The sequence below is a fragment of the Streptomyces sp. NBRC 110028 genome (assembly GCF_001417735.1).
Classification (GTDB): Bacteria; Actinomycetota; Actinomycetes; order Streptomycetales; family Streptomycetaceae; genus Streptomyces.
Map to the genome: position 1 here is coordinate 1 of NZ_BBUZ01000064.1, position 24,972 is coordinate 24,972.

Annotated in this window: 27 protein-coding genes and 2 pseudogenes; 21 read left to right on the forward strand and 8 right to left on the reverse strand. The window is 72.9% G+C overall.

Features of this window, described 5'->3' with window-relative positions:
* The first annotated feature begins 322 nt into the window (after positions 1-322).
* Positions 323-685, forward strand: coding sequence for a hypothetical protein (locus ASC60_RS37280; protein WP_055558169.1), 363 nt, complete (start codon positions 323-325; stop codon positions 683-685).
* 14 nt (positions 686-699) lie between these two features.
* Here the strand turns inward: ASC60_RS37280 and ASC60_RS41380 are convergent, their stop codons facing one another.
* Positions 700-855: a hypothetical protein gene (locus ASC60_RS41380; protein ID WP_199831170.1), complete on the reverse strand. Its 156-nt coding sequence runs from the start codon at positions 853-855 to the stop codon at positions 700-702.
* A gap of 174 nt (positions 856-1,029) precedes the next feature.
* On the opposite strand from ASC60_RS41380, the gene ASC60_RS43590 reads away from it, so the two are divergent.
* Both ASC60_RS43590 and ASC60_RS37290 read left to right on the forward strand, forming a co-directional pair.
* Complete coding sequence (locus ASC60_RS43590) at positions 1,030-1,251, forward strand: hypothetical protein (protein ID WP_234357306.1); 222 nt, start codon at positions 1,030-1,032, stop codon at positions 1,249-1,251.
* Positions 1,244-2,686, forward strand: a complete 1,443-nt coding sequence (locus tag ASC60_RS37290; RefSeq protein ID WP_055558171.1) for an aminopeptidase P family protein — start codon at positions 1,244-1,246, stop codon at positions 2,684-2,686. Before ASC60_RS43590 ends, ASC60_RS37290 begins: the two co-directional genes overlap by 8 nt.
* Positions 2,687-2,871: 185 nt before the next feature.
* Here the strand turns inward: ASC60_RS37290 and ASC60_RS37295 are convergent, their stop codons facing one another.
* Positions 2,872-3,495 carry a GntR family transcriptional regulator gene (locus ASC60_RS37295; RefSeq protein ID WP_199831169.1) on the reverse strand — a complete coding sequence of 208 codons (624 nt, stop codon included), beginning with the start codon at positions 3,493-3,495 and terminating at the stop codon, positions 2,872-2,874.
* A 121-nt stretch (positions 3,496-3,616) separates the two neighbouring features.
* Between ASC60_RS37295 and ASC60_RS37300 the strand changes: the two genes are divergently transcribed.
* From ASC60_RS37300 to ASC60_RS37320, 5 genes are all read left to right on the forward strand, one after another.
* The gene (locus tag ASC60_RS37300; RefSeq protein ID WP_055558173.1) at positions 3,617-4,441 is read left to right on the forward strand and encodes a hypothetical protein; all 825 of its coding nucleotides are present in this window, start codon (positions 3,617-3,619) and stop codon (positions 4,439-4,441) included.
* Between the two features lie 76 nt (positions 4,442-4,517).
* Positions 4,518-5,234, forward strand: a complete 717-nt coding sequence (locus tag ASC60_RS37305; protein ID WP_055558174.1) for a GntR family transcriptional regulator — start codon at positions 4,518-4,520, stop codon at positions 5,232-5,234.
* A gap of 62 nt (positions 5,235-5,296) precedes the next feature.
* The gene (locus ASC60_RS37310) at positions 5,297-6,304 is read left to right on the forward strand and encodes an ADP-ribosylglycohydrolase family protein (protein WP_055558175.1); all 1,008 of its coding nucleotides are present in this window, start codon (positions 5,297-5,299) and stop codon (positions 6,302-6,304) included.
* Between the two features lie 82 nt (positions 6,305-6,386).
* Positions 6,387-7,913, forward strand: coding sequence for a cytosine permease (locus ASC60_RS37315; RefSeq protein WP_055558176.1), 1,527 nt, complete (start codon positions 6,387-6,389; stop codon positions 7,911-7,913).
* Between the two features lie 5 nt (positions 7,914-7,918).
* Complete coding sequence (locus ASC60_RS37320) at positions 7,919-8,896, forward strand: PfkB family carbohydrate kinase (protein WP_055558194.1); 978 nt, start codon at positions 7,919-7,921, stop codon at positions 8,894-8,896.
* On the opposite strand, the gene ASC60_RS37325 is transcribed toward ASC60_RS37320, so the two are convergent.
* A complete protein-coding gene (locus tag ASC60_RS37325; protein ID WP_055558177.1) occupies positions 8,861-9,418 on the reverse strand; it encodes a DUF2165 domain-containing protein in 558 nt (185 codons plus the stop codon). The genes ASC60_RS37320 and ASC60_RS37325 overlap by 36 nt on opposite strands.
* Positions 9,419-9,717: 299 nt before the next feature.
* Between ASC60_RS37325 and ASC60_RS44315 the strand changes: the two are divergent.
* From ASC60_RS44315 to ASC60_RS42465, 5 genes and pseudogenes are all read left to right on the forward strand, one after another.
* Positions 9,718-9,852, forward strand: a pseudogene (locus tag ASC60_RS44315) (DUF4158 domain-containing protein); the annotation flags it as partial.
* 43 nt (positions 9,853-9,895) lie between these two features.
* Positions 9,896-10,344: pseudogene (locus ASC60_RS44320) on the forward strand (Tn3 family transposase); the annotation flags it as partial.
* Between the two features lie 435 nt (positions 10,345-10,779).
* Positions 10,780-11,013, forward strand: a complete 234-nt coding sequence (locus ASC60_RS37335; protein WP_199831167.1) for a hypothetical protein — start codon at positions 10,780-10,782, stop codon at positions 11,011-11,013.
* A 22-nt stretch (positions 11,014-11,035) separates the two neighbouring features.
* The gene (locus tag ASC60_RS37340) at positions 11,036-11,566 is read left to right on the forward strand and encodes a hypothetical protein (RefSeq protein ID WP_055558180.1); all 531 of its coding nucleotides are present in this window, start codon (positions 11,036-11,038) and stop codon (positions 11,564-11,566) included.
* Between the two features lie 171 nt (positions 11,567-11,737).
* Positions 11,738-11,890: a hypothetical protein gene (locus ASC60_RS42465; RefSeq protein WP_199831168.1), complete on the forward strand. Its 153-nt coding sequence runs from the start codon at positions 11,738-11,740 to the stop codon at positions 11,888-11,890.
* A gap of 43 nt (positions 11,891-11,933) precedes the next feature.
* Here the strand turns inward: ASC60_RS42465 and ASC60_RS37345 are convergent, their stop codons facing one another.
* The gene (locus ASC60_RS37345) at positions 11,934-12,596 is read right to left on the reverse strand and encodes a response regulator transcription factor (protein WP_055558181.1); all 663 of its coding nucleotides are present in this window, start codon (positions 12,594-12,596) and stop codon (positions 11,934-11,936) included.
* A 177-nt stretch (positions 12,597-12,773) separates the two neighbouring features.
* A complete protein-coding gene (locus ASC60_RS37350) occupies positions 12,774-13,985 on the reverse strand; it encodes a sensor histidine kinase (RefSeq protein WP_055558182.1) in 1,212 nt (403 codons plus the stop codon).
* Between the two features lie 107 nt (positions 13,986-14,092).
* Here ASC60_RS37350 and ASC60_RS37355 point away from each other — a divergent pair, with 107 nt between their 5' ends.
* The 8 genes from ASC60_RS37355 to ASC60_RS37395 all read left to right on the forward strand — a co-directional run bounded on the left by ASC60_RS37355 (position 14,093) and on the right by ASC60_RS37395 (position 23,079).
* Positions 14,093-15,010, forward strand: coding sequence for an ABC transporter ATP-binding protein (locus ASC60_RS37355; protein ID WP_055558183.1), 918 nt, complete (start codon positions 14,093-14,095; stop codon positions 15,008-15,010).
* Between the two features lie 37 nt (positions 15,011-15,047).
* Positions 15,048-15,782 carry an ABC transporter permease subunit gene (locus ASC60_RS37360; protein ID WP_055558184.1) on the forward strand — a complete coding sequence of 245 codons (735 nt, stop codon included), beginning with the start codon at positions 15,048-15,050 and terminating at the stop codon, positions 15,780-15,782.
* Positions 15,783-15,923: 141 nt separating this feature from the next.
* Entirely contained in the window at positions 15,924-16,457 is a 534-nt protein-coding gene (locus ASC60_RS37365) for an EF-hand domain-containing protein (RefSeq protein WP_055558185.1), read from the forward strand.
* A 252-nt stretch (positions 16,458-16,709) separates the two neighbouring features.
* A complete protein-coding gene (locus tag ASC60_RS37370) occupies positions 16,710-18,314 on the forward strand; it encodes an acyl-CoA dehydrogenase (protein WP_234357308.1) in 1,605 nt (534 codons plus the stop codon).
* On the forward strand, positions 18,311-19,684 hold the full coding sequence (locus ASC60_RS37375) for a cytochrome P450 (RefSeq protein ID WP_055558187.1): 1,374 nt from the start codon (positions 18,311-18,313) through the stop codon (positions 19,682-19,684). Before ASC60_RS37370 ends, ASC60_RS37375 begins: the two co-directional genes overlap by 4 nt.
* Before the next feature lie 44 nt (positions 19,685-19,728).
* Positions 19,729-20,496 (forward strand): cyclase family protein, encoded by a 768-nt coding sequence (locus ASC60_RS37380; RefSeq protein ID WP_234357309.1) that lies wholly within the window; start codon positions 19,729-19,731, stop codon positions 20,494-20,496.
* Positions 20,421-21,383 carry a substrate-binding domain-containing protein gene (locus ASC60_RS40385; RefSeq protein ID WP_234357310.1) on the forward strand — a complete coding sequence of 321 codons (963 nt, stop codon included), beginning with the start codon at positions 20,421-20,423 and terminating at the stop codon, positions 21,381-21,383. Before ASC60_RS37380 ends, ASC60_RS40385 begins: the two co-directional genes overlap by 76 nt.
* 160 nt (positions 21,384-21,543) lie before the next feature.
* Complete coding sequence (locus ASC60_RS37395) at positions 21,544-23,079, forward strand: glycoside hydrolase family 3 protein (RefSeq protein WP_055558190.1); 1,536 nt, start codon at positions 21,544-21,546, stop codon at positions 23,077-23,079.
* Positions 23,080-23,093: 14 nt separating this feature from the next.
* Here the strand turns inward: ASC60_RS37395 and ASC60_RS37400 are convergent, their stop codons facing one another.
* The 3 genes from ASC60_RS37400 to ASC60_RS37410 form a co-directional block, all read right to left on the reverse strand.
* On the reverse strand, positions 23,094-23,495 hold the full coding sequence (locus ASC60_RS37400; RefSeq protein WP_055558191.1) for a hypothetical protein: 402 nt from the start codon (positions 23,493-23,495) through the stop codon (positions 23,094-23,096).
* Positions 23,496-23,640: 145 nt separating this feature from the next.
* A complete protein-coding gene (locus tag ASC60_RS37405) occupies positions 23,641-23,838 on the reverse strand; it encodes a hypothetical protein (protein ID WP_079038889.1) in 198 nt (65 codons plus the stop codon).
* Between the two features lie 65 nt (positions 23,839-23,903).
* Entirely contained in the window at positions 23,904-24,914 is a 1,011-nt protein-coding gene (locus tag ASC60_RS37410; protein ID WP_055558193.1) for an MsnO8 family LLM class oxidoreductase, read from the reverse strand.
* Between the last annotated feature and the right edge of the window lie 58 nt (positions 24,915-24,972).

The following is a 24,972-nucleotide window of genomic DNA, read 5'->3' on the forward strand; positions in this document are numbered from 1 at the left end:
GCACGTGACCGGGCTGCAGGCATCCTTCCTCAGCTACCTCAGGACCTGCCGCGCCCAGTAAGCCCGGACGCCGCAGCTCTGCCTGACCGCCGCGCTGGGCGGCGGCGCTCCTGGCCAGTGCCGCCGCCCCGAACGACTTCCCTCGGTCTTTCGCACATATCGTCCATGAACCGGCTGCCCGGCGGCGTGGTGCCATCTATGGTGCATTCATATGTGCGCCGACCGGGTGGTGACTGATCCGGACATCGTCGCCGGTCTCTCCCACGACCAGGCGGTGGAGTTTGGCCCACACCCTGTGTCAAAGGAAAGGTGGTTCACGCCGATGAAGACCGGCCCGGTACCCTGCAGCGTCGTCGTGTGCCGGGACTGCTGCTGCGGCAGCGCCAAGCTGTCCCGCGTCGATCACGCGGCGCAGGCCGAGCGGCTGCGCGAGGTGGCGCCGGTGCGGATCTCCGAGTGCCTCGACGCCTGCGACCACGCCAACGTCATCGTCGTACAGCCCTCCGCCGAGGGCCGTGCCGCCGGTGCGCGGCCGGTCTGGCTGGGGCTGGTCAACGACCCGGACGCGACCGAGGACATCGCCGCGTGGGTCTCAGCCGGCGGGCCCGGCGTCGCGCCGCGGCCCGAGATCCTGGACCTGTACGCCATCACTCCACGGGCGCGGCGCGAGGCTTCCTCCCGGTAGACCGGCTGCCCGGCTCAGCACACCGGCGCCGTGGACCCCCGGATCACCACGCGGCCCGGCCCCAGCCCTCGGGACCACTCCCCGTACCGCGGTTCGCCGACGAGCGCGAGACCGGCGCCGACGAGCGCGGCCCGCGCCCCCTCGGCCCGGTCCCGCGCCGCGCGGGGCATCGCCCCCAAGGGCGGCCGGCGCGCCCGCGCCAAGGAGCTGATGGAGCGGGTCGGGCTCGACCCCGACCACTCCCAGCGCTACCCCGCGCAGTTCAGCGCGAGAGCGGTTTCGCGTACCTCTTCATCGCCCACGACCTCGCGGTGGTGCGCCGCATCGCGCACCGGGTCGCGGTCATGAGCGAGGGACGCATCGTGGAGACGGGCCCGTGCGAACGGGTCTTCACCGGCCCCCGGGCCCCGTACACCCGCACCCCGCTGGCCGCGATCCCGCGCATCAACCCCGCCTGGGACCGCGCCCGCCGAGCCCGGGCGGCCGTCGGGCCGGGCGACGTTCCAGCGGCGGACCGGCCGGGCAACGATCGTAGGAGCGACCAAGGAGGCACCACCCATGGCTGACCGGACGCCCACGACCCCCGGCCGATCCGGGCCCGTCCCCACCGAACCGGACCCCCGCCTGCCCCGGCTGGGCGACATCCCCGGCTTCGCCGCGTACATGAGCCAGGGCTGGGCCACCCCCGACCGCACGCCGCCCACCACCCCCGGCGCACCGGAGGCGGCCGCCGCGCACCGCGCCCGGCTCGGCGCGCTGTTCCCCGGCCGCGCCCTCGTCGTGGCCGGCGGCAGCGCACCCGTACGCAGCAACGACACCCGCTACGACTTCCGCCCGGACAGCAACTTCGCCTGGCTCACCGGCTGCTCGGCCGAGGACGCCGTCCTCGTCCTGCGGCCCTCGGGCACGGGCCACGACGCGACCCTGTACCTGCCGCCCCCGGCCCGTCCGGGCGAGCCGGGGTTCTTCTCCGACGCCGCTTACGGCGAGCTGTGGGTCGGCGCCGCCCCCGGCCCCGGCGACTGGGCGGACGCGCTCCAGCTGGAGGTGCGCCTGGCCGGTGAGCTGGAGTCCGCGCTGACCCGGCTCACCGACCCGCTGATCACCGGGCCCCTCACCACCGACGACCACAAGCCCTCGGCCGAACTGGAGCGCACCCTCGCCGAACTGCGCATGATCAAGGACGACTGGGAGATCGCCCGGCTCCGCGAGGCCGTCGACCGGACCGTCTCCGGATTCGCCGCCGTGGTCGAGGAGTTCCCCACCGCCCTCGAAGGCCCCGGCGAGCGCTGGCTGCAGGGCACCTTCGAACGCCACGCCCGCACCTACGGCAACGGCCCCGGCTACGCCACGATCGTCGGCAGCGGCGCGCACGCCCCCACCCTCCACTGGGTGCGCTGTGACGGCCCGGTGCGCCCGGAGGACGTGGTCCTCCTCGACATGGGCGTCGAGACCCGCGACCTCTACACCGCCGACGTCACCCGCACCTTCCCTGCCTCCGGCCGCTTCTCCGCCGCACAGACCCAGGTCCACGACCTGGTCGAGAAGGCCCACCGCGCGGCGCTCGCCCAGGTGCGCCCCGGGAAGCGCTTCACCGACTTCCACCAGGCCGCGATGGAGGTCATCGCGCACGGCCTCGACGACTGGGGGCTGCTCCCGGTCTCCGCCGACGAGGCCCTGTCCGACCGCGGCCAGCACCACCGCCGCTGGCTGGTCTGCGGCATCGGCCACCACTTGGGGCTCGACGTGCACGACTGCGCCCAGTCCTCGTACGAGGCGTACCAGGGCGCCGAGATGGCCCCCGGCATGGTGCTCACCGTGGAACCCGGCCTGTACTTCCACGCCCACGACCTGAACGTCCCGCCCGAGCTGCGCGGGGTCGGGATCCGCATCGAGGACGACCTCCTGGTGACCCCCGACGGCGCCGAGGTGCTCTCGGCGGACCTGCCGCTGGACGCCACGGGCCTGGAGCGCTGGATGGAGCGCCGGACCGGTCGCTAGTGCCGCGTCAGCCAAGGTTCACCCCGCTCGCCGCCCTGGCACGGCCGCCCCCAGCTACCGCTGGGAGGTGCCCCCGGCGGCGTTGCCGCATCGACCGAGTAGGCCCCACCACGAGGCCGGTCCGGCGCCTTGCATCCGACCGCACCAGGACGCCTCGCTACCGGGCAAAACCTTGACTGACGCGACTAGGAAGGGTCGGTCAGGGTGAGGTGCTGGACCAGCAGCGCGGCCGCGCCCTCGGCGTCGCGGGCCAGCGCCGCCTCCTCCAGCCGGCGGTGCTCATCGACGCCGCCCCGGCCGGGGGCGCGGTGCGCCGACCAGCGGCGGGCCAGTTCGCTCGCTGTCCACATCCGGTCGAAGGTCTCCAGCAGCGCGGCGTTGCCGCAGCCCTCCAGCAGAGTCCGGTGGAAGACCCGATGGGCCTCGGCCCACGCGCCGCAGGAGTACGTGCCCTCTTCCGGCGCGTACGCCGGGGTGCGGGCCAGGCGGTGGTGGGTGGCCCGTACGCGGGCCTCCCAGTCGATGTCGCCGCGCTCGACGGACATGCGCAGGACGGCCGGCTCGATCGTGCGCCGGGCCTCGATGATCTCCTGCCGGCACCGGTCGGTGAGGGCGGGAACGGCGAAGCCGCGGTTGTGCAACCGGTCGGCGAGGCCGTCGCCGACCACCCGCACCAGCGCCTCGCGCACGACGGCCAGGCTCACACCCTGTTCCCTGGCCAGATCCTGCGGCTTGAGGGCCTCGCCGGGAGCGTAGTCCCCCCGCATGATCGCATCCCGCAGGCAGGCGTAGACCTGCTCGGAGAGCATCTTCTGTGGCATATCCCCAGCATAGACGGCCGGCCCAGATAATCGATTATTGCTGCTATGGTCGATGATCAGCCGTCAGGTTGTGATGACGGTCTGTCAACTTACCTAGGAGAGAAGTCGCATGAGCGACGTTCGCGCGGTCAGCGGCGCCATGAGCGCGGCCCACATGTTCATCTACTTCGTCCCCGAGGCCGCGGAGGAGGCCGCCAAGCTCGGTGTGACCGAGCGCGGACCGGCGTACTTCGCCTTCCGGTCGGCCGCCATGGGGGCGGTCCCGTGGCAGGTCGCGTTCGCGACCTTCTACAGCTTCAGCCCGCGGGTGGTGCGGTCCATGACGGGCGTGTGGGACGCCGCGTCGCCCGAGCAGTGGCAGGCCGCCCGCTTCGCCAGTGCCGACCGCGCGTTACAGCGTGTCGGCGTGAACCTCACAGCCGATCGGATCGCGGAGGCACGGTCGCTGATCGACCCGGTCGTCGCCGGCGCCGATTACGCGGGCAAGACCTTGGCCGCCGCCAACGCGGCGGTCGCGCTCCCGTCCGATCCGCTCGTCGCGCTCTGGCAGCAGATCACGGTGGTGCGCGAGTGGCGCGGCGACGCGCATCTCGCCGTGCTCGCCGCCCACGGCCTCGGGGCGTGCGACTGCAACGTCCTGCAGGCCGCGACGGGCCGCACCCCGGTGGAACTCGCGCGTTCGATCCGCCAGTGGAACGACGAGGAGTGGGCCGCGGCGACGGCGCGTCTCGCCGCGCGCGGCTGGCTCGACGCCGACGGCACCGTGACCGACGAGGGCACCGCGGCGCGCGAGCGGATCGAGGTCGAGACCGACGAACTGTGCGCCCCGCTGTGGGCGCCGATCGGCGACGCGGGCGCCCGTCGCCTCGCCGAGCTCGTCACGCCGATCAACGACGCGTTCACCGCGGCCGGGACATACGACCGACTGCGCTGAGCCGCGACCGTCACCGACTCGTTCCCGACGGCTGGAGGACTGGACAGGACTGAACAGGTACAGCTAGCTTCTGGACATGACTGAACAGGTCCTCAAGCATCAGCGCATCGCCGGTGTCCTGGCGCGTGAGATCCACAGCGGTGCTCTGGAGCCGGGCAGCAGGCTGCCCGGCGAACACGCGCTGACCCGGCGCTTCGCGGTGAGCCGGAACACCGTCCGGCAGGCCCTGGACGAGCTGAACAAGCGAGGGCTGATCTCCACGCACGCCGGAGTCGGCTCGTTCGTCACCTTCGACGGCGGCCTGCTGGACAACCGGCTCGGCTGGACCAGGGCCCTGGCCGACCAGGGCGCCCGGATCACCACCGAGGTACTGCGCCTGGAGGCGGTGCGCGACGCCCCGCTGGCCGGGGAACTGGGCATCGAGGGGACTGAGTTCCTGGCCCTGGACCGGCTGCGCATCCTGCCCGAGGGCACCCCCGTCTCACTGGAGCGCAGCAGGGTCCCGCTGCTCCCGGCGCTCGCCCAGGTGCCGCTGCGCGGCCTGGTGGACGCGTCGCTGACCAAGACCCTCGCCGCGGCGGGGGTCCGCGCCACCCACGGCGACGAGTGGGCGTCCGTGGCCGGGCTCGACGCCGACGACGCGACCCTGCTGCTGCGCGCCGAGGGCGACCTCTTCCTGCGTACCCGCAGGGTCAGCCGCGGGGCCGACGGCCGCGTCGTCGAGCACGTCACCAGCCTGCTGGACCCCGCCCGTTTCCAGCTGCACCTGGGCTTCGGCGAACCGCCCCACTGAACCGCCGTCCGCCCGCCACCCCCTCACCTCGATCGCCCCGATCACTCCGACAGGAAGCCTTGATGAACCACCTGCACGACCGCGCACTCGGAGCCCTGTACGGCCTGGCGATGGGCGACGCCCTCGGCATGCCGACCCAGATCATGCCCCGGCGGTCGATCGTCGCCCGGTTCGGCACCGTGACCGGCTTCGAGCCGGGCCCGGCGGAGAATCCGGTGAGCGCCGGGATGCCCGCCGGGGCGGTCACCGACGACACCGATCAGGCCGTGCTGGTGGGGCGACTACTGGTGGAGGGCGACGGACACATCGACCCGCTGCGGCTCGCCCAGGAACTGCTGGAGTGGGAGCGGGCCATGAAGGCCAAGGGCTCGTTCGACCTGCTCGGCCCCTCCACCAAGGCTGCCCTGGAGGCCGTCTCGCGCGGTGTACCGCCCGAGGAGGCAGGCCGGTCGGGCTCCACCAACGGCGCCGCCATGCGGATCACCCCGGTCGGCGTCGCCTTTCCCGACAAGCCCCTCGAATCCTTCGTCGACCAGGTGGCGGCGGCCTGCCGGGTCACCCATGACACCACCCTCGGTATCGCCTCCGCCGCGGCCGTGGCCGCGGCGGTGAGCCGTGGCGTCGGCGGCGGCGGTCTGGAGGACGCGTTCGCCGCGGCGATCACGGCCGCGGCGGCCGGTGCCGAGCGCGGCCACTGGGTGTACGGCGCGTCCATCGCGGCCCGTATCGAGTGGGCCGTGGAACTCGTCCGAGGCCTGCCCGAGGAGCGGGCCCTGGACCGCGTCAACGACCTCGTGGGCACCAGCGTCGCCAGCCAGGAGTCGGTGCCCGCGGCCTTCGCCGTCCTCGCCCTGGCCGACGGCGAACCGTGGCGCGCCTGCCTCCTGGCGGCGAACCTCGGCGGCGACTGCGACACCATCGGCGCCATCGCCGGTGCGATCGCCGGATCCCTCAGCGGCGCCTCGGCCCTCCCCACCGAGGCGCTCACCACCCTCCGTTCCGTCAACGGCCTCGACCTGGAGCCGCTGGCCACCTCCCTCCTCGAGCTGCGGGCAGCCGCAGCCGGGTGACCACCTGCCGCCCGCGCCACACGCCGGTCCCCGAAGGCGGCGCGGACGGCCCGCAGTCCCGCACAGAAAGACAGGTACGACCATGGCCGCATCGCAGGACGACCGCGTCGGCGCGGTGGAGACACGCGGCATCGAGCCGGTGCCCGACACCGAGCGCCACGGCCACCCCGGGCAGATGTTCTGGACGTGGTTCGCGGCGAACATCAGCATCCTGGGGCTGCCGCTCGGCGCCGCCCTCGTCAGCTTCCGCGGCCTGAACATCTGGCAGGCGGCCCTCGTCGCCGTCATCGGCTCGTTCGGCTCGTTCGCCCTGGTGGGAGCGCTGAGCATCGCGGGCAAGCGCGGTGGCGCGCCCGCCCTCACCCTCTCCCGCGCGGTCTTCGGAGTCCGCGGCAACGCGGGCCCCACCCTCATCACCTGGCTGAGCCGCCTGGGCTGGGAGACGATCAACACCACCACGGCGGCCTTCGCCCTGCTGGCCCTGCTCGATGTCGCGTTCGGCATCCGCCAGAACGCCGTCCTCACCGTGGTCTGCCTGCTCGTCTTCATCGGCTGCACCCTGCTGATCAGCGGTCTCGGGCACGCCACCATCATGTGGATCAACAAGTGGGCCACCTACGCCTTCGGGGTGCTCAACCTCGTCGTCATCGCCTTCCTCGCCGCCACCGTCGCCTGGCACAAGGTCTTCCAGGCCCCCGCCGGACCGGTGAGCGCGATGATCGTGGGCACCGGGATGGTCGCCGCCGGCACCGGTATCGGCTGGGCCAACGCGGGCGCCGACTACGCCCGCTACCTGCCCCGGCGGATCCCCGGCCGCAAGCTGGTGGCCGCCTCCGCGTTCGGCGCGGGCATCCCGCTGGTCGTGCTCATCTCGCTCGGCTCGCTGCTCGCGGCGGGGCAGCCGGACCTGGCCTCGGCCGCCGACCCGGTCTCGGCCATCAACGCGATGCTGCCCTCCTGGATGTCGATCCCGTATCTGATCGCGGCCTTCGGCGGGCTGCTGCTCTCCAACCACCTGTCCGTGTACTCCGCCGGGCTCACCATGATCACCCTGGGGATACGGGTCCGGCGCACCGTGGCCGTAGGACTGGACGTGGTCGTCACCTTCGCGGGCGGCATCTACTTCATCCTGATCGCCAAGGACTTCTACGGACCGTTCATCACCTTCCTCACCCTCCTGGCCGTGCCGATCACCGCCTGGGTGGGAGTCTTCGCGGTCGACCTGATGCTCCGGCGGTCCTACGACCGCGCGGCGCTGATGGACGTGAGTCCCACCAGCCGCTACTGGTTCCGGGGCGGCGTCCGCTGGACCGCGCTGGGCGCGTGGCTGGTGGCCATCGTGGTGGGGCTGCTCTTCACCGAGGCCGCCACCGGCCCGAAGGACGTCTGGTTCGCCGGACCGCTCTCCGGCACCTGGGTCGGCACCAACGGCCTGGGGTGGGTCGTGACCCTCGCCCTCGCCGCCGGCGTCTACGCGGTGCTGCGGCGGCTGGGCGGCGCCGAGACGCTGTCCGACGGCTCCGACGGCTCCGACGGCTCCGACGAGGCCTTCGAGCCGTCCGTCCCCGCGCACACGCTGCCCGAGCCGACCGCACAGGAGTCCGCGTGAGCCGCATGCTGCTCCTCGGCAACGCCATCGTCGACCTGGTCATGCGCGTCCCCGACCTGCCCGAACGCGGTGGCGACGTCGTCTCCACGGATACCACCTTCGTCACCGGCGGCGGCTTCAACGTCCTCGCGGCCGCGCGCCGCCTCGGCCTGCCCGCCGTCTATGCCGGGGCCCATGGCGCGGGGCCGTTCGGGGACCGCGTCCGCGCGGACCTCGCGAGGGAAGGCATCGAGGTGCTGCTGCCCCCGCTGCCGGACACCGACACCGGTTTCTGCGTCGCCCTCGTCGACGACGACGGCGAGCGGACCTTCGCCACCAGCCTCGGAGCGGAGGCCCGGCTGACCGAGACGGACGCGGCGGCGGTGCTCGCCGCGCTGCGCCCCGGCGATCTGGTGCAGATCTCCGGATACGCGCTCGCCCACCCGGCGGGCGGCCCGGTCCTGGCCCGGCTCATCGCGCGGCTGCCCCCGGATGCCCGGGTCTTCCTCGACCCGGGGCCGCTCGTCGCCGACATCCCCGAAGACGTGCTGCGCGTGGCCCTGGCCCGCTGCGACTGGCTCAGCTGCAACCAGCGTGAGGGACGGCTGCTGACCGGACTGGACGACGCCCGGCGCACCGCGGCCGCGCTCGCCGCCCGGCTGGGCCCGGACACCGGGGTGATCCTGCGGGCCGACGCGGCCGGATGCTGGCTCGTACCGCCCGGCGGCGAGGCCGTGCACGTGCCCGGCCGTCAGGTGACCGCTGTCGACAGCAACGGCGCGGGCGACGCCCACGCCGGAGCCCTGCTGGCCCTCCTCGGCGGCGGGCTGGACCCACTGGAGGCCGTACGGGGCGCCAACGCGGCGGCCGCCTTCGCGGTCACCCGGCACGGGCCCGCCACCGGGCCGACCCGCGACGAACTCCTGGGCTTCCTGGACGGCGACGGACCCATCGCCTCGACGGTCCGATCAGCCCTCGGCGCCGGGCTCGGCGCGCTCGGCTGAGGCCGAGGGCAGGTGCGTGAGCAGCAGGACGATCCCGGAGAGCAGGAAGACGCGCGTGGCGGCGTCCAGCCCGTTCCACGACTTCGACTGCCACATGGAGAACCACTCGCCGCCGATGGCGATGAACCCGGCGCCGAACAGCAGCATCAGCATCAACAGCCCCACGGTGCCAGCCCGCCGGGCGCGGCGTATGCCGCCCCCGCCTCCGTCTTCGCGCAGGCTCGCGCACCACATGGCCGTCGCGGCGAGGAGGATGAGGGCGGCGAGGGTTTCCCAGGCGATGATGGCGATGTAGGCGGCGTCCTGGAGCGTGGTCGAGGTGATCGCCCGCCACATCAGGTCGTCGTCCTTGAACGTCGTGTCCATCGCCAGGACGTGCCGCACGAACTGCTGGTTGGTGCCGAAATCGGTGATGTTGCCGAACGCGACGAGCGCGATGTACAGCGCCATCGTCCCGGTGAGCACCGCCGAGACGGAGGCGAGGGTGCGGGGCGAACGCGTCCCGTCCGCTCGTTCGCTCAACCCTCGTTCTCCCACCACGTGTTCTCTCGCCACGGCCGCTGGTCCTCCCCCTGGATCCCCCTGGATCCCGCTTGGTCCCGCTGATCGTGCTGGATCATCCACCATGCGGAGGAGAACAGTCCAGCGGCGGTACGGTTTCCGTGGCCTGACCGCGGGGTGGCGAGGCCACCGGCGCCCACGCGCTGCGCCGATGAGCCCCGGGCTTCGGGGTTGAGGAACCTCGGAACGAAAACCGGCGCCAAGCCTCCGGAGGTCCGGGGTGCCGGTCGAGTTTCTGACGGATGGGCAAGCCGCGAAGCATGCGGCGTACGACGGGGCGCCGTCCCGTACGGAGTTGGAGCGGCGGTTTCTTCTTCCCGGACGACGCGGACCGGGCGTTGATCGAGCCGAAGCGGCGGGCTCACAACCGGCTCGGGTTCGCGGTACAGATGACCACGGTGCGGTTCCTCGGGGTGTTCCTGGACGATCCGACGGACGCCGAACCCCACGTACTTCGGCCGCCGGGGCGGGGCGACCTGGCTGAGCATGATCAACGACCAGGCGGCGGGGCCGGGCGGGATGTGGTGGCCGGCACCCCGCGCGACTCGCTGTACGTGCTGGACGTCCTCTACGACCGCGACGGCGGCAAGCGCCCGGAGATGATCGTCACCGACACCGCGAGCTACAGCGACATAGTCTTCGGGCTGTTCACCCTGGCCGGGTTCGCCTACGCTCCGCAGCTCGCCGACCTGCCCGACCAGAAGATGTGGCGCGTCGACCGCACGACCGACTACCGGGCCTTCCGGTACGCGGCCCGCGGCCGGGTCGACCTCGCCCGCATCGAGCGGCCCTGGGAGGACATCCTGCGGATCATCGGCTCCGTCCACACCGGCGCCGTCCGCGCCTACGACGTGATCCGGATGCTGTACCGCGACGGCCGCCCGACCTGCCCTCGCACCGCGACCGCGCGCTGGTCGCCTTCTACATCTCGGCCGGCCCGCGCGCCTCGGAACTCCTCGGCGTCAGCCGGGACGGGGGCAGCCCTGGTGACCAGACGATCGGCGTCATCCGCAAGGGCTCCCGCGCCCTGCAATGGACCCCCGCCTCCAGCGACGCGTTCGTCTGGCTGCGCCTCTACCAGCAGCAGATCCGTCCGCAGGCCCTCGACGGGCCGGAGGAACCGCTGTGGTGGACCCCTCCGGCGCCCGATCAGGCCGTTGAGCTACGACGCGGCACGCATGGTGTTCACCCGGGCCAACGAGACCTTGGGAGCGAACTGGACCCTGCATGACCTGCGGCACATTGTCTCTGCTTGGTTTCCGTGTGGCGATTGACCCCAACAGGGCTGGTGGCCTGGGAGTTTGGGTTTTCCGCTGAGCCGTGTGGTGTTTCTACTGTCGGCGCTCATGATCCTGAGCTTCTTCTCGTCCCGGGGCTGGGAGTCCTGGGACATCGAGCATCGGCGGTTGATCCCCGAGGGGATGCCCATGCTCGTCGACAACGATCTGCGCTTCGAGGACGGACCCGCCGCGCCGCGCCCGGCGGCGGTGGTGAACCGCTGGCTGCGTGAGCACCCGGCAAGCGGGGCGCCCGCGCCGAACTCGTGGGAGAACTAGGCGCGAGCCCTCAAGGAACCGGATGCCCCGCCTCACCTTGCCACCCCAGGTCATCAACCAGGACCAAGGGCCACTGCACCAGCACCGTCGGCTCGCCATTCTCCGGCGGGCCCTCAACGACGACTCCCTGCCCCTGCGGGCCCGGGTCGCCGCCGCACTCGTTCTCCTCTACGCCCAACCCGTCACCCGCATCGTCCGCCTCACCGTCGATGACGTCATCGACGACGGGACCACCGTCACCGTCCGGCTGGGGGACCCGCCGTCTCCGCTTCCGGAGCCCGTCGCCGACCTCATGCGGGCATACATCCACTCCTGTCGGCACCTGCCCTATGCCAGCAGCAGAAGCTCACGTTGGCTCTTCCCTGGCCGCCAGCTCGGCCAGCCGATGAACCCGGTCAGCCTTCAAGTCCACCTGCGGGAGATCGGCGTCCCGCCGCAGCGCGGCAGGACCTCCGCGATCCGCCAACTCGTCCTCCTGAGAGTTCCTGCCACTGCGATGAGTGTCGTAAGTACCCAGTTCATCCAAGTAGTTGACCACCCTCAACCTGGCTGAGGCGAGACAGCTGCAGGCCCTCGCGCTCACTCGCGGTGACGGGTTCGGCCCGTTGCTCATGGAATAGGCGATACCTCGACATGCGAGCCCACCAGTCTCAACCCCGGCGTCCTGTCACAGGATCATCAACGAGTCGTCACACGCGCCGACTTATTGTCGTATGTTGGGTCAGTGAGCCCACATGACCCCGAGCCCCGATCTTCGTTCACGTCCGTCGGCAAGGTGGACAGAGTGCTGGCGATATTGATCATCATCGGTATCGCCTTCGGGGTGTTCTGGCTGGTCTCAAGCCTCGCCTCGTCCTACATAGGGTTCTTCACCTGACGTGGGCACCGCCGCCCGGGTCGTGGCCGGCGCTGCCGACCGGTCAGTGGCCCGGCGAGACGAAGCCGGACTCGTACGCGGCGATGACCGCCTGGGTGCGGTCCCGCGCACCGAGCTTCGCCAGGACGGAACTCATATGCGACTTGACGGTCTCGGTGCCCACCACCAGGCGCGCCGCGACCTCCGCGTTCGACAGCCCGCGGGCCACCAGCCGCAGCACCTCACCCTCCCGCTCGGTCAGCGCGGCGCGCTCCAGCGCCGCCCGGCCCTCGGTGCTGCCGTGGGTCTCACCGTACGAGGCGGCCAACTGGCGCACCGCCGCCGGGAACAGCAGCGAGTCGCCCTCGGCCACCAGCCGCACGGCGTGCACGATCTCCGCCGGCCGTGCCCGCTTCAGCAGGAACCCGTCGGCTCCCGCGCGCAGCGCCCCGTACACGTACTCGTCGTTCTCGAAGGTCGTCACCACGATGATCTTCGGCGGGTCCGGCACCGTGCGCAGGACGGCCCGGGTGGCCTCGATGCCGTCCATCAGCGGCATCCGTACGTCCATGGCGACGACGTCCGGCCGCAGCCGCCGCACCAGGGGGATCACGGCGGCGCCGTCGGCCGCCTCGCCCACCACCTCGATGTCCGGCTGCGCCTCCAGTACGGCGCGCAGGCCCGCCCTCACCAGAGGCTCGTCGTCGACCAGGAGAACGGTGAGCATCGGCCCAGCCTAGTGCCGCGTCAGCCAAGGTTCACCCCGCTCGCCGCCCTGGCACGGCCATCTGCGGCGTTGCCGAATCGACCGAGTAGGCCCACTACGAGGCCGATCCGGCGCCTTGCATCTGACCGCACCAGGACGCCTCGCTACCGGGCAAACCTTGGCTGACGCGGCACTAGATCACCCCAACGGCAGGTCGACGTGGACCAGCCACTGGCCGCCGTCCCGCTCCGTCCGGGCCTCGCCGCCGAGCAGCGCGGCGCGCTCCCGGATCCCGCGCAGTCCGCTGCCGCCGCCCGTGACGGCCACCGCCGCCGCGGACAGGGGGTTGCGCACCTCCAGCCGCAGCCGTGCCTCGTCCACGGCGACGCGGACGCGCACGGGGACGGGGCCCGCGTGCCGCAGCACATTGGTCAGGGCCTCCTGGAGGATCCGGTAGCCCTCGCGGGACACCGGCCCCGGCACCCGCTCCAGCGGACCGGTCACCTCGGCGTCGATCCGCGCCCCCGAGGACCGGGCGGACTCCAGCAGCCGGTCCGCGTCGCCCAGGGCCGGGCGGGCGCCGGCCGGCGGTGCCGTCTCGCGCAGCACCATCAGGACCCGCTCCAGGTCCTCCAGCGCGGCCCGCCCCGCCTCCTCGATGGTCTCCAGTGCCCGGTCGGTGAAGGCCGGGTCGCCCGCCGCCCGGGCGGCACCCGCCTGCACCACGGCCAGGGTGAGGGCGTGGCCGAGGGAGTCGTGCAACTCCCGGGCGATGCGGTTGCGTTCCAGCAGCCGCTCGGTACGTTCCTCCAACTCGGCCAGCCGCTCCCTGGCCGACGGGCCGAGCAGCCGACGGGCGGCCTCCGCCATGAGGGCGCCCGCCCCGGCGGCCAGGGCCACCAGCACCAGCAGGGGCACCGGGACCAGCAGGGCATACCCCCAGCCCCCGCCGGACACCCGCAACGGCCCGTCGCCCACGCCGGGTTGCCCGGCGGCCGCCCCGGCGAGCGACAGGCACAGGGCCATCAACTGTCCCGTCACCAGTGCGACACCGAGCCCCACTTCCAGGCGCAGCACCAGCCAGGCACCGGTCCTGGCCCGGTCGCTCCACGAGGCGGACGGCGCGGCCGAGACCCCCGGATCCTCGTCACCGCGCACCCGCGCGTGCGGCCCCGGGAACAGCATCAGCCGCGCCTGCAGTCCCTCCGCCCGGCGCACCTCGGGCACCAGGGCCGCCGCCAGGACCAGGGGGACCGGCAGGGCCGCGATCAGCAGCCAGTCGGTCAGGGCGGGACGGGTCAGCCCCGGATGGACGGCGGCGCAGACGAACGGCACGATCGCCCCCACCAGCACATGAAGCCAGCGGGTGTAGGTGACCGCCCGGGTCAGCGGCAGCAGAGGGCCTGGCATGCCGTCATCGTGGCAGAGAGGGCGGGGCGGTGGTTCCCCCGCGCGGGGGAGACGGTCTCCTCCGGCGGGGGAGGCCCGCCACCGGTCCGTACGGCCAGGCTGAAGCCATGACCAGCATCGACGTACACGACCTGACGAAGGAGTACGGCAGCACCCGCGCCGTCGACCGGCTCACCCTGAGCGTCGAACCGGGCCGGGTCACCGGTTTCCTCGGTCCCAACGGCGCGGGCAAGTCCAGCACCATGCGCCTCATCCTCGGCCTCGACCACCCCACCTCCGGCACCGCCACCGTGGCGGGCCGCCCGTACGCGACCCTGCGCGAACCCCTGCGCACGGTCGGCGCCCTGCTCGACGCGCAGGCGGCCCACGGTTCCCGGACCGCCCGCGACCATCTGCGCTGCCTCGCCGTCAGCAACCGCATTCCGGGCCGCCGCGTGGACGAGGTCCTCGAGGAGACCGGTCTCGCCACCGTGGCGGGCCGCCGCGTGAAGACCTTCTCGCTGGGCATGCGCCAGCGCCTCGGCATCGCCACCGCACTGCTCGGGGACCCGCCCGTGCTCCTGCTGGACGAGCCCGCCAACGGCCTCGATCCGGAAGGGATCATCTGGATCCGCGCGTTGCTGCGCCGACTCGCCGAGGAGGGCCGCACGATCCTGGTCTCCAGCCACTTGATGAACGAGACCGCGACCTACGCCGACCACCTCGTCGTCCTCGCCCGGGGCCGTCTCCTCGCGGACGTCTCCATGCCCGACTTCATCGAGCGGCACAGCCGGGCGCGCGTACGGGTGCGCACCAGCGATCCCGCCCGGCTGAGGGCCGCGCTGCTGGCCGGCGGATTCACGGTCCTGGAAGGCGAGGACGGCGGATGGGTGGTGGAAGGCGCCAAGGCCGAGCAGATCGGGGCCATGGCCGCCCGCGAGGGCGTCACCGTGTCCGAACTCGCCGACGAACGCGCCTCGCTGGAGCAGGCCTACTTCGCGCTCACCGCGGACCAGGCGGAGTTCACCGCCGCCACCACCCGCTGAGAAGCCGCCCCACCACCCGAGAAGAGGAGACCCGATCATGTCCGTCACAGCGGTGCTGCACTCCGAGTGGCTGAAGATCAGATCCATCCGGGCGAGCTTCGGCTCCCTCGTCGCGGTCTTCGCCGCCACCCTGGCCATCACCGTCCTGGTCTTCGCCACCGTCGGCCGGGCGGAGGCCGACGGTGGCGAAGACGCCGTCTTCGGCGCCTTCTACGCGATCAACTTCGCGCAGATCGCCGCCATCGCCTTCGGGGCCACCGCCGTCTCCTGCGAGTACGCGGGCGGCGCCCTGCGGATCTCCCTGGCGGCCGTACCGCACCGGAGCCTGTTCTACGCGGCCAAGACGGCGGCCGTGGCCGCCGCCGCCCTCGCCGTGGGGCTCGCGACCGCCTTCGCCACCTTCTTCGCGGGCCAGGCGTTCCTGGGGGAGTACGCCATCGGCCTCGGCGAACCGGGAGCGCTGCGGGCCTGCGTCGGCGCGGGGATCTACCTCGCCCTGATGGCCCTGTTCGCCGCGGGCCTCACCTTCCTGCTGCGCAGCGCGACCGCCGTACTGAGCCTGCTCATCCCGTTCGTCCTGATCGTGGGCTTCGTGGTCGGCGACCTCGCCGGGTCGGCCGCCGGCTATCTGCCGGACCGCGCCGGACAACAAGTGCTGCACCAGGTCCCTGAGGGAGGCCCGGGCCCCTGGGCGGGCCTCGCGGTGCTGGCGCTGTGGGCGGCGGCCGCGCTCCTGGCCGGCTGGCGGGCGGTGTGCCGGCGCGACGCCTGACGTCATCCGCGCGGTGCGCTTTTCACTCCAAAGAGATGTGATGACGGGTGAATTATCCCGGCCGCCCTCGGTAATCTTTTCTGCGCTTCGGAAAATATTCGGAGCGCGGCGAACTGTCGGCACGGGAGGGTGGGGACTCATATGGGCGCGCTACTGGACCAGAAGTACGAAAAGCTGTTCGCCTTGTTGGACGCCAATGGCGACGGCGTGATCGCCGAAGACGATTTCGAACTGATGGGCAGCCGCGTTCTGGCCGCCTTCGGCGAGGAGCGCACGGCGCCCAAGGGCAAGGAATACGCCGACGCGTTGATCACGTACTGGCGCGCGCTGCGCGAGACCGCCGACGCCGACGGCGACGGCCGGATCGACAAGGGCGAGTTCCGGCAGGCCCTGCACCGGGTGAGCGACCAGTTCGACGTGCTGGTCGGCCCGCTCTACCGGGCCGGTTTCCACCTCGCCGACCGGGACGACGACGGCCTGGTCGGACGGGAGGACTTCGTCACGGTCATCTCCGCCGTCGGTGTCCCCGAGGCGGAGGCCGCGGCGGCCTTCGACCGGCTGACCGAGCAGGAGGGGCAGTTGTCGAAGGACCAGCTGATGACGGCCGCCGCGCAGTACTACTGCGACGAGGACCCGGCCAACACCGCGAGCCATCTGCTCTTCGGCGCGCTGTGAACTGAGTCGGCGGGGGTGGGGCGGGGGGAGGGCGCGGAGATGGGCACTGCCGTCCTGGCGGGCCCGGCACGGGTGCCGCTGCTGACCGAGGCGCTTTTCGACGGACGGTTCGACGAGCTGCACCGGCCCTGGACGGATCATTTCCGTCGGGATATTTTTCGTTACCGCGATGGATTGTCACCTGCGGAGCGTTCGGAGCTCGCTTATGAGCGTTTGCGGGCCGTCAATGAAAGAATCGCATCCGTCGAGGACTTGGTCACGTCGACGGACCGGCTGGTGTCGCTGCACGAGTGGCTGGGAATGGTCGACGGCTCGCTGACCACGCTGGCGACCATCCATTACAACCTGTTCCTCGGCAGCCTCCTCCGCCTCGACCCCCACCGCACCGTCGACCTCACACCGTTCACCCGGCTGCGGCGGTGCGGCACCGTCCTGATCACCGAGCTGGGCTACGGGAACAACGCCGCCGAGCTGGAGACCACGGCGGTCCATCAGCCGGGCACCGACACCTTCGTCCTGCACACCCCGTCGGCCGGGGCGCAGAAGTTCATGCCCAACACCGGCCCCGCCGGGGGCAGCAAGAGCGGACTGGTCGCGGCCAGGCTGATCGTCCGCGGCCAGGACTGCGGCGTGTTCCTGTTCCTCGTGCCGCTGCGCGACGAGCGGGGGCCGCTGCCCGGCATCCGGATACGCCCCCTGTCGCAGACCCCCGGTTCGGCGGTCGACCACGCCATCACCTCGTTCGACCAGGTCGTCCTGGACCGTTCGGCCCTGCTGGCCGGTGACCACGCGGACCTGACCGCCGAAGGCGCCTTCCGCAGCGCGATCGGCAGTCGGCGCCGCCGGTTCCTGCGGTCCATCCAGCGCGTCACCACGGGCAAGCTCTGCCTGGCCGCGGCGGCGCTGGGCGGGGCCCGGGCGGGCCTCACCGTCGCCGTGCGGTACGCCCACCGGCGGCACACCTTCGCCCCGGCGAGCCGGACCGGCGTTCCCGTCTTCGCCTACCGCTGCCACCAGACCCGACTCCTCGGTGCGGCGGCCCGCGCCTACGCGGCGACCTTCCTGCTGCGCGAGGTCACCCGCCGCGCGGGCACCGGGCGGGAGGACCCCGCGTCGGCCGAGGCGGAGGTCCTGGTCGCGGCGGCGAAGGGCTGGATCACCTGGCAGGCCCGGGACATCGTGCTCGAATGCCGCGAACGCTGCGGCGCCCAGGGGCTGTTGTCGGCCAACCGCATCGTCGACCTGATCACGCCGATCGAGTCCACCATCACGGCCGAGGGGGACAACCTCGTCATCTGGACGAAGGCCGCCGCCGACATGCTGACCGGGCGGGGTTACAGCCCGCCCGCGGCCCCCGCCGCCCCGGCCGGCCCGCTCACCGGCCGCGCCGCCCTGCTCGACCTGCTCGTGCGGCACGAGCTGTCCTGCCTCCGCTACGCCCGCGGCCGGATCAGCCTGCCCAGCGACAGCCCGCTGGACCGCTGGAACCAGGCGGTGAACCCGGCCCTGGACCTCGTCGACGCGTATGCCACCCGGTGCGCCGCCCAGGCGTTCCTGGCCGCCGCCGACCGGGTCGCCGACGAGGACACGCGGCGCCTGCTGGAGCAGGTCTTCCGGCTGTTCGTCCTGCAGCGCCTCGCCCCCCACGCGGGCCCGCTGCTCGCCGACGGGCACCTCACCGCCGAAGCCGTCCGCGACCTCGCCCCCGCCGTCGACCGCGCCGGTGCCGAACTGGCCCCCCACGCGCTCGCCCTCGTGGAGGCGTTCGCCATCCCGGACGACCTCCTCCAGGCGCCCATCGCCACCGACGGTTACGCCGCCGCCTACGACGACCCGGCGGGACCCTGGCAGCCATGAGCGACGCGTTCACCCGCGAACCGCCGTGGGACCCCCGGCGCTTCCCGCCCGCCTCCCGAGCGCCCCGGCCCGTGCAGACGGCGCGGATGCTCCGGGACCCCTTGGCTTACGCACGCTCCCTGCGCCGCCGGTTCGGACCGGTCTTCTCGCTCCGGACGTACCCCTATCGCGGAGCCCTCGTCTGCGCGGCCGGCGCCGCCGCCAACCGGGCGGTGCTGACCGACCACGAGCGGTTCACCGGCGGCGACGCCGCCGCCCTGCTGGCGCCCGCGATCGGCACCCGGTCGCTGATCTGCACGCCGCCACCCCTGCACCTGACCCACCGCAAGCTTCTGCTGCCCCCCTTCCACGGGGAGCGGATCACCCGCTGGGCGCAGCGGGTGCGGGAACTGGTGCACGGCGGGCTGCCCGAACTGCTGGGCGGTGACGGCGTGCCCGTGCGGCCGTGGGCGCAGCGGCTGACGCTCGACGTCATCCTGCGCGTCGTCCTCGGCCTGACGGACCCGGCCCGCGTCGCCACCTTCCGCCGCGCGCTGAACGCGTACGTCGCCACGGGCAACCTGGCCGTCCTGTTCCTGCCGGGGCCGCTGCGGCGCGACCTCGGGCCGCTCTCACCGGGCGGCCGCTTCCACCGGCTCCGCACGGCCGTATGGGACCTGACCCGCGAGGAGATCGCCGCCCGCCGGGCCGCACCCGACCGCGCCCACCGCGACGACGTGCTGTCCATGCTGCTCGACGCGCGCGACGAACACGGGGCCGGGCTGGACGACGCACAGCTGCTGGACGAGCTGACCGGCCTCGTCCTGGCCGGGTACGAGACCACGGCGACCACGATCGCCTGGACCCTGCATCTGCTCGCCCACCACCCCGCCGCCCGCGACGACCTGATCGCCGACCTCGACGCGGGCTCGGACCGGCTGCTCAAGGCGACCGTCAAGGAGTCGGGGCGGCTGCGCCCCGCCGTCTACAACGCCATGCGCACCGCGGCACACGACACGGAGCTGGGCGGCCATCCGGTGCCGCGGCACGCGTTCGTCGCGGCGCTGTTCCCGCTCACCCACCTCGACCCCGAGCTGTGGCCGGAACCGGATGCCTTCCGGCCCGGGCGTCACCTGGGTCCGGACCCGGGCCCCTACGCGCTGACCCCCTTCGGCGGCGGCGTGCGGCGCTGCATCGGGGTGTCGCTGGCCCAGCTGGAGATCGAGACCGCTCTGCGGGAAATCCTGGCCGCCGCCGTCCCCGAACCGGCCGGGCCCCCGGAACCGGCCCGGCTGGTAGCGGTGACGATCGTCCCCGCCCGGGGCGGACGGGTCCGCCTCCGCGGACGCCAGGAGCGGCGGGCCGCGGCAGCGCATGTCCGTCACTTGTAGAAATTTGGGGGAAACCGTTCCGAACCCCCTCGGGGTGAGCACGGATGACCAGCAGCAACGGACCCGCCGTCTCCCGCGAGCAATTCGACGCGCTCTTCGAGACGGTCCGGACCTGGGGGCGCTGGACCCCGGCCGGTCGCGGCGCCTGGAACCGGGTGACCCCGGAGCATGTGCGGCGGGCCATCGCCCGCGTACGGTCCGGGGCGGTCGTCCCGCTGGCGCGGCCCTGGGACACGCGGCCCGCACCGGACAACCCCAAGCCCGCCCTGCACCACATGACGGACCTCGGCGATGTGGAGGCCCCGGAGCCCGCCGTCCACAAGGACTTCCTCGCCGCCGACTACCACGGCAAGGGCATCACCCATCTCGACGCGCTGTGCCACACCGCCTACCGGGGGCAGCTCTACGGGGGCCGGGCGGCGCACGAGGTGATCGACGCGGCGGGCGCCCACTACGGCGCGGTCGGCCCGCTCGGGCCGCTCGTCACGACGGGCGTTCTGCTCGACCTCCCCGCCGTCCTGGGCGCCGCCTGGCTGGAACCGGGGCAGGCGGTGCACGCCGAGGACATCGACGCCGCCGAACGAGCCTTGGGGGTGACGATCGGCGAGGGGGACGCGGTGCTGCTGCGCTCCGGGAGCCCGCGCCGCCGGGCGGAGCCACCACCGCGGGGCCGCGCGGCTGCCCCGCCGTCCTCGCCCGGGCCGAGGCCGCGGTCAAGCGGGCCGAGCGGACCGACGTGCCCTGGACCGGCCCGACCCGCGGCCCCCGGGCGGTGCCGGGCAAGACCATCGTCTACGTCGCGCAGACCATGACCAATCCCGGAGTCGCGGGCGCCGCGCAGGGGGTACGGGACGCGGCGAAGGCCATCGGCTGGAAGGTCCGGGTGATCGACGGCGGGGGCACCCCCACGGGCATCCAGGCGGCGCTGAGCGAGGCCGTCACCCTCATGCCCTCGGGCATCGTCATCGGCGGCTTCGACCCCAACTCCACCGCGCGGCAGGTCGCGCAGGCGCGGGCGGCGCACATCCCGCTCATCGGCTGGCACGCGGTCGCGTCCCCCGGCCCCAGCCGGAAGCCGAGGCTGTTCACCAACGTCACCACCAGGGTCGAGGAGACCGCCAGGATCAGCGCGGACTGGGTGATCGCGCGGTCCAGGGGCAGGGCCGGGGTCGTCGTCTTCACCGACGCCTCGATCCCGTTCGCCAGGAACAAGTCCGAGCTGATCAGGAAGGCGCTCGCCGACTGCCGGGACGTCAGGCTGCTCGCCTACGAGAACATCCCGATCCCGGACGCGGGCAACCGCACCCCCCAGGAGGTCTCCTCCCTCCTCTCCCGCTTCCGGTACGAGTGGAACTACTCCGTCGCCATCAACGACCTGTACTTCGCCGACGCGGCCCCCGCCCTCCGCGCGGGCGGCAAACCCGGCTCCGGGCCTCCCTTCAACATCGGCGCGGGCGACGGCGACCCCTCCGCCTTCCAGCGCGTCAACCACCGGCAGTACCAGGCCGCCACCGTCCCCGAGCCGCTGTCCCAGCAGGGCTGGCAGATGATCGACGAGTTCAACCGGGCGTTCTCCGGCCGGGGCCCCAGCGGTTACAGCGCCCCGGTCCACATCGCCACGGCCGCCAACACCCGGGGCGCCACGAGCTGGAACCCCCCGGGGTACCGAGCGGCGTATCACGAGATCTGGGGCGTATGACGTCACGACTGGCTTAACCGGGGCAACGGGAGGGTCGGCCGTCCCCGCCGATGTCATGACACCTTGACACCCCCATTGGTCCAGGCCAACATCCTGGTGATCTGTATCAAGCCGTCGAGCCCGCGGCGGCGCGCATCACTCACGCCTCGGAGGCCCCGCCATGGGAGCGAGCAGCGATCCGGAACTGCGGCGGCTCTCGTATGCCGTGCTGCAGCCGGGCTTCGTGGGGACCACCGCTCCGGACTGGGTGCTCCGCGCGATTTCCGACGGCCTCCACTCGGTGGTGCTGTTCGGACGGAACATCGTGGACGGAGAGCAGCTCGCCGCGCTCACCGCGCGACTGCGCGCCGAGAACCCGGACCTGGTCATCGCCATCGACGAGGAGGCGGGGGACGTCACCCGCATCGAGGCGCTGTCCGGCGCCACCCGCCCGGGAAACCTGGCGCTGGGCACCGTGGACGACGCCGACCTGACGGAGCGCGTGGCCCATGACGTCGGCCGTGAACTGCACGCGGCCGGAATCTCGTTGAACTACGCGCCCAGCGCCGACGTCAACTCCAACGCGCTCAACCCCGTCATCGGCGTGCGCTCCTTCGGCGCGCGGACCGACGTCGTCTCCCGGCACACCGCCGCCTGGATCAGCGGTTTGCAGTCCGCGGGGGTGGCCGCGTGTGCGAAGCACTTCCCCGGCCACGGCGACACGGCCGTCGACTCCCACCACGGCCTGCCCACGGTGACCGCCGGGGTGGAGGAGATCGCCTGGACCGCGCTGCCCCCGTTCATCGCCGCCATGGAGGCGGGCGTGCGCGCGGTGATGACGGCACATCTGCTGGTGACGGCGTACGACCCCGAGCTGCCCGCCACGCTCAGCCGCCGCGTCCTGGAGGATCTGCTGCGCCGGGAACTCGGCTACACCGGCCTGGTGGTCACGGATGCCATCGAGATGGCCGCGGTCGCCGACCGCTACGGCCTCGGCGGAGCCACTGTCAAGGCGCTGGCCGCCGGGGCGGACGCGGTGTGCGTGGGCGGTGAGAACGCCGGGCAGGCCGTCGCCGAGGGGCTGGCCGACGCCGTCGTACAGGCCGTACGGGACGGTGCCCTGGCGGAGGAGCGGCTGGCCGAAGCGGCCACGCGGGTACGGCGGTTCGCCGCCTGGTCCGGTGAGCGGGCGCGATCCGTCGCGCCCGACCCCACACGCTCCGACATCGGGCTGACCGCGGCGCGCCGGGCGATCCGGGTGCGCCGCCGCCCGGGCGCCCCCGAGGTGCTGCCGGTGTCCGGTGAGGTCCATGTGGTGGAGTTCTCCCCGGAGATGAGCCTCGCGGTGGACGGCCACACCCCCTGGGGGCTCGCCGCCCCGCTGCGCCGGATGCGGCCCGCGACCACATCGGTCCGCCTCACGGAGACCGACCTCGACCACGCGGGCCGGATGCTGGAGCGCCGGGCACTGGCCCCGGCCGCCGGCCGGGCCCTCATCGTCGTGGTGCGCGACGCGGCCCGGCACCGCTGGGTGTCCGACGCCGTGGCGCGCCTGCTGCGCGGCCGCCCGGACGCCGTCGTCGTGGAGATGGGCTTCCCCCGAGACGGCGCGGACGACGCCGCCGACCTGGTCACCTACGGCGCCACCCGGGTCTCCGGCATCGCCGCCGCCGAGGCGGTGACCGGCGCGGCTGCTCACGCGCTCTTGAGGCGCTGAGCGCCCCCGGGAGGTCAGACCGGCTCCGGGAGCGGGCCCAAGCGCTCGATGACGCGCTCCCGCAGCAGAAGGTACTCCGCCCAGCGGCGCCGCAGGGGGCCCGGCGGACGCGGGAGGACCCGGGCGGCCGTGATGGTCTGCCCGTCCTTGAACTGCTCCCGGGTCAGGTCCAGTTCCACGCCGCTGGGCAGCCGGTTCCACCAGTGGGACCCGCGCCGGGACCCGTCCGCCCGGTACACCTCCCCGACCACGAGATCACCGCCGAAGACATCGGTGACGATCAGGGAGGTGATGTCGCAGTGCCCCCGGGCCGGGTTGCCCGGCTGCCAGTCGGCCAGATCGTCGGGCGAACACGTGTCGGCGGCCCAGCTGGCCCGCAGCGCCTTGTCGAGGTCGAGCAGCGTTAACGGAGTCATGACGGCAGCATCGCAGGCGGCACTGACAACGCCGCCCGCGCGCCCGCCTGTCCGGCCGCTGCTCCACCCAGGCCCGTGTGCCGACGGCCATACCCTCATGCGCATCCATGCGCACAACCTGGCGACGGCTCCCGAGGAGGGTGGGTCAATCGGACACGGGCACGCGGATCACCGGGTCGAACGGGTGCTGGCTGAAGCCGGTCCGCAGGTTGCGGCAGCCCGGGGCCGTGCACATGAAGAATTCCTCGACGCTCTTGCGGCCCGTGCGGTTCTTGAGCCACGTCTTCTCGTCGGCGGTGAGGCGCCGGTGCTGTTCGTCGGATCGGCAGGTGTAGCAGTACATCTTCTGCTCTCGCACGACACCTCCGGTAGCGGGCGGACAGGGCGAACGCGACCCTGTGCGGCATGCTAGGGCACCGAATGGTGCGTAGCGGGACGACTCGCCCCGGACGGCGCGTGCCGCATGACGAGTTCGTACGACCGCAGACGGGCCGCCAGCGCGTACACCGGTGTGACCAGCATCAGTTCGTCCGCGCCGGTCGCGTCCGCCACCTCCGACAGGCGGCGGACGACGGTCTCGGGCGTGCCGTACGCCTGATGGGCCCCGAAGGTCGCCAGTGCCTGCCGCTCCTCCGCCGTGAACGGGTGCGCGGAGGCCTCGGCGGGCGAGGGGAACGGCACCTCGCTGTGGCCCTTCAGCAGTCCGGCCTTGACGACGTTCATCGGGCCGGCCAGCCGCAGCGCCTCCTCCCGTGTCTCGGCGCAGATCGTTTCCACGCACACCAGCACACGGGGCCGCGCACACCATGCGGAGGGGGAGAAGTGGGCACGGTAGTGGCCGAGTGCCGCGAGGGTGTTGTCCGGGCGGATGTGGTGGGCGAAGGCCAGGGGCAGGCCGAGGTCCGCGGCGAGCGCGGCACCGGCGGTGCTGGAGGCCAGCAGCCACGGCTCCGGAAGCGGGCCGAGCGCCACTTCGTCGACCAGGAACCGCAGCGTCGCCGCCACGTCGTCGCGGTACGTGTCGTCCGTCGTCGGCCCGGCGCCGCGCCGCAGCGCCAGGGCGGTGGACTCGTCGAAGGTGCCGGGGCCGCGGCCGATGCCCAGATCGATCCGGTCGGGGTGCAGCGCGGTGAGCGTGCCGAACTGCTCGGCCAGCATGAGGGGGGCGTGGTTGGGCGCGAGCACGCCCCCGGAGCCCAGGCGGATGGCCGACGTCGACGCGGCGGCATGGGCGGTCAGGACGACGGGCGGGAACGCGCCGATGGCGGGGGAGTGGTGGTGTTCGGCGTACCAGAGCCGACGGTAGCCGAGGGCGTCGAGACGCCGGGCGAAGGCGGTGGTGTCACGTAACGTGTCCACGGCCCGCGTCCCGGTCTCGACCATGGCGACTTCCAGCGCGGAGAGCGGCAGGTCGATCATGCGGCCAGCATAGGGAGTTCCGCCCGCCCCGGAATGGCGTTTGCCCGACGTTCCTTCT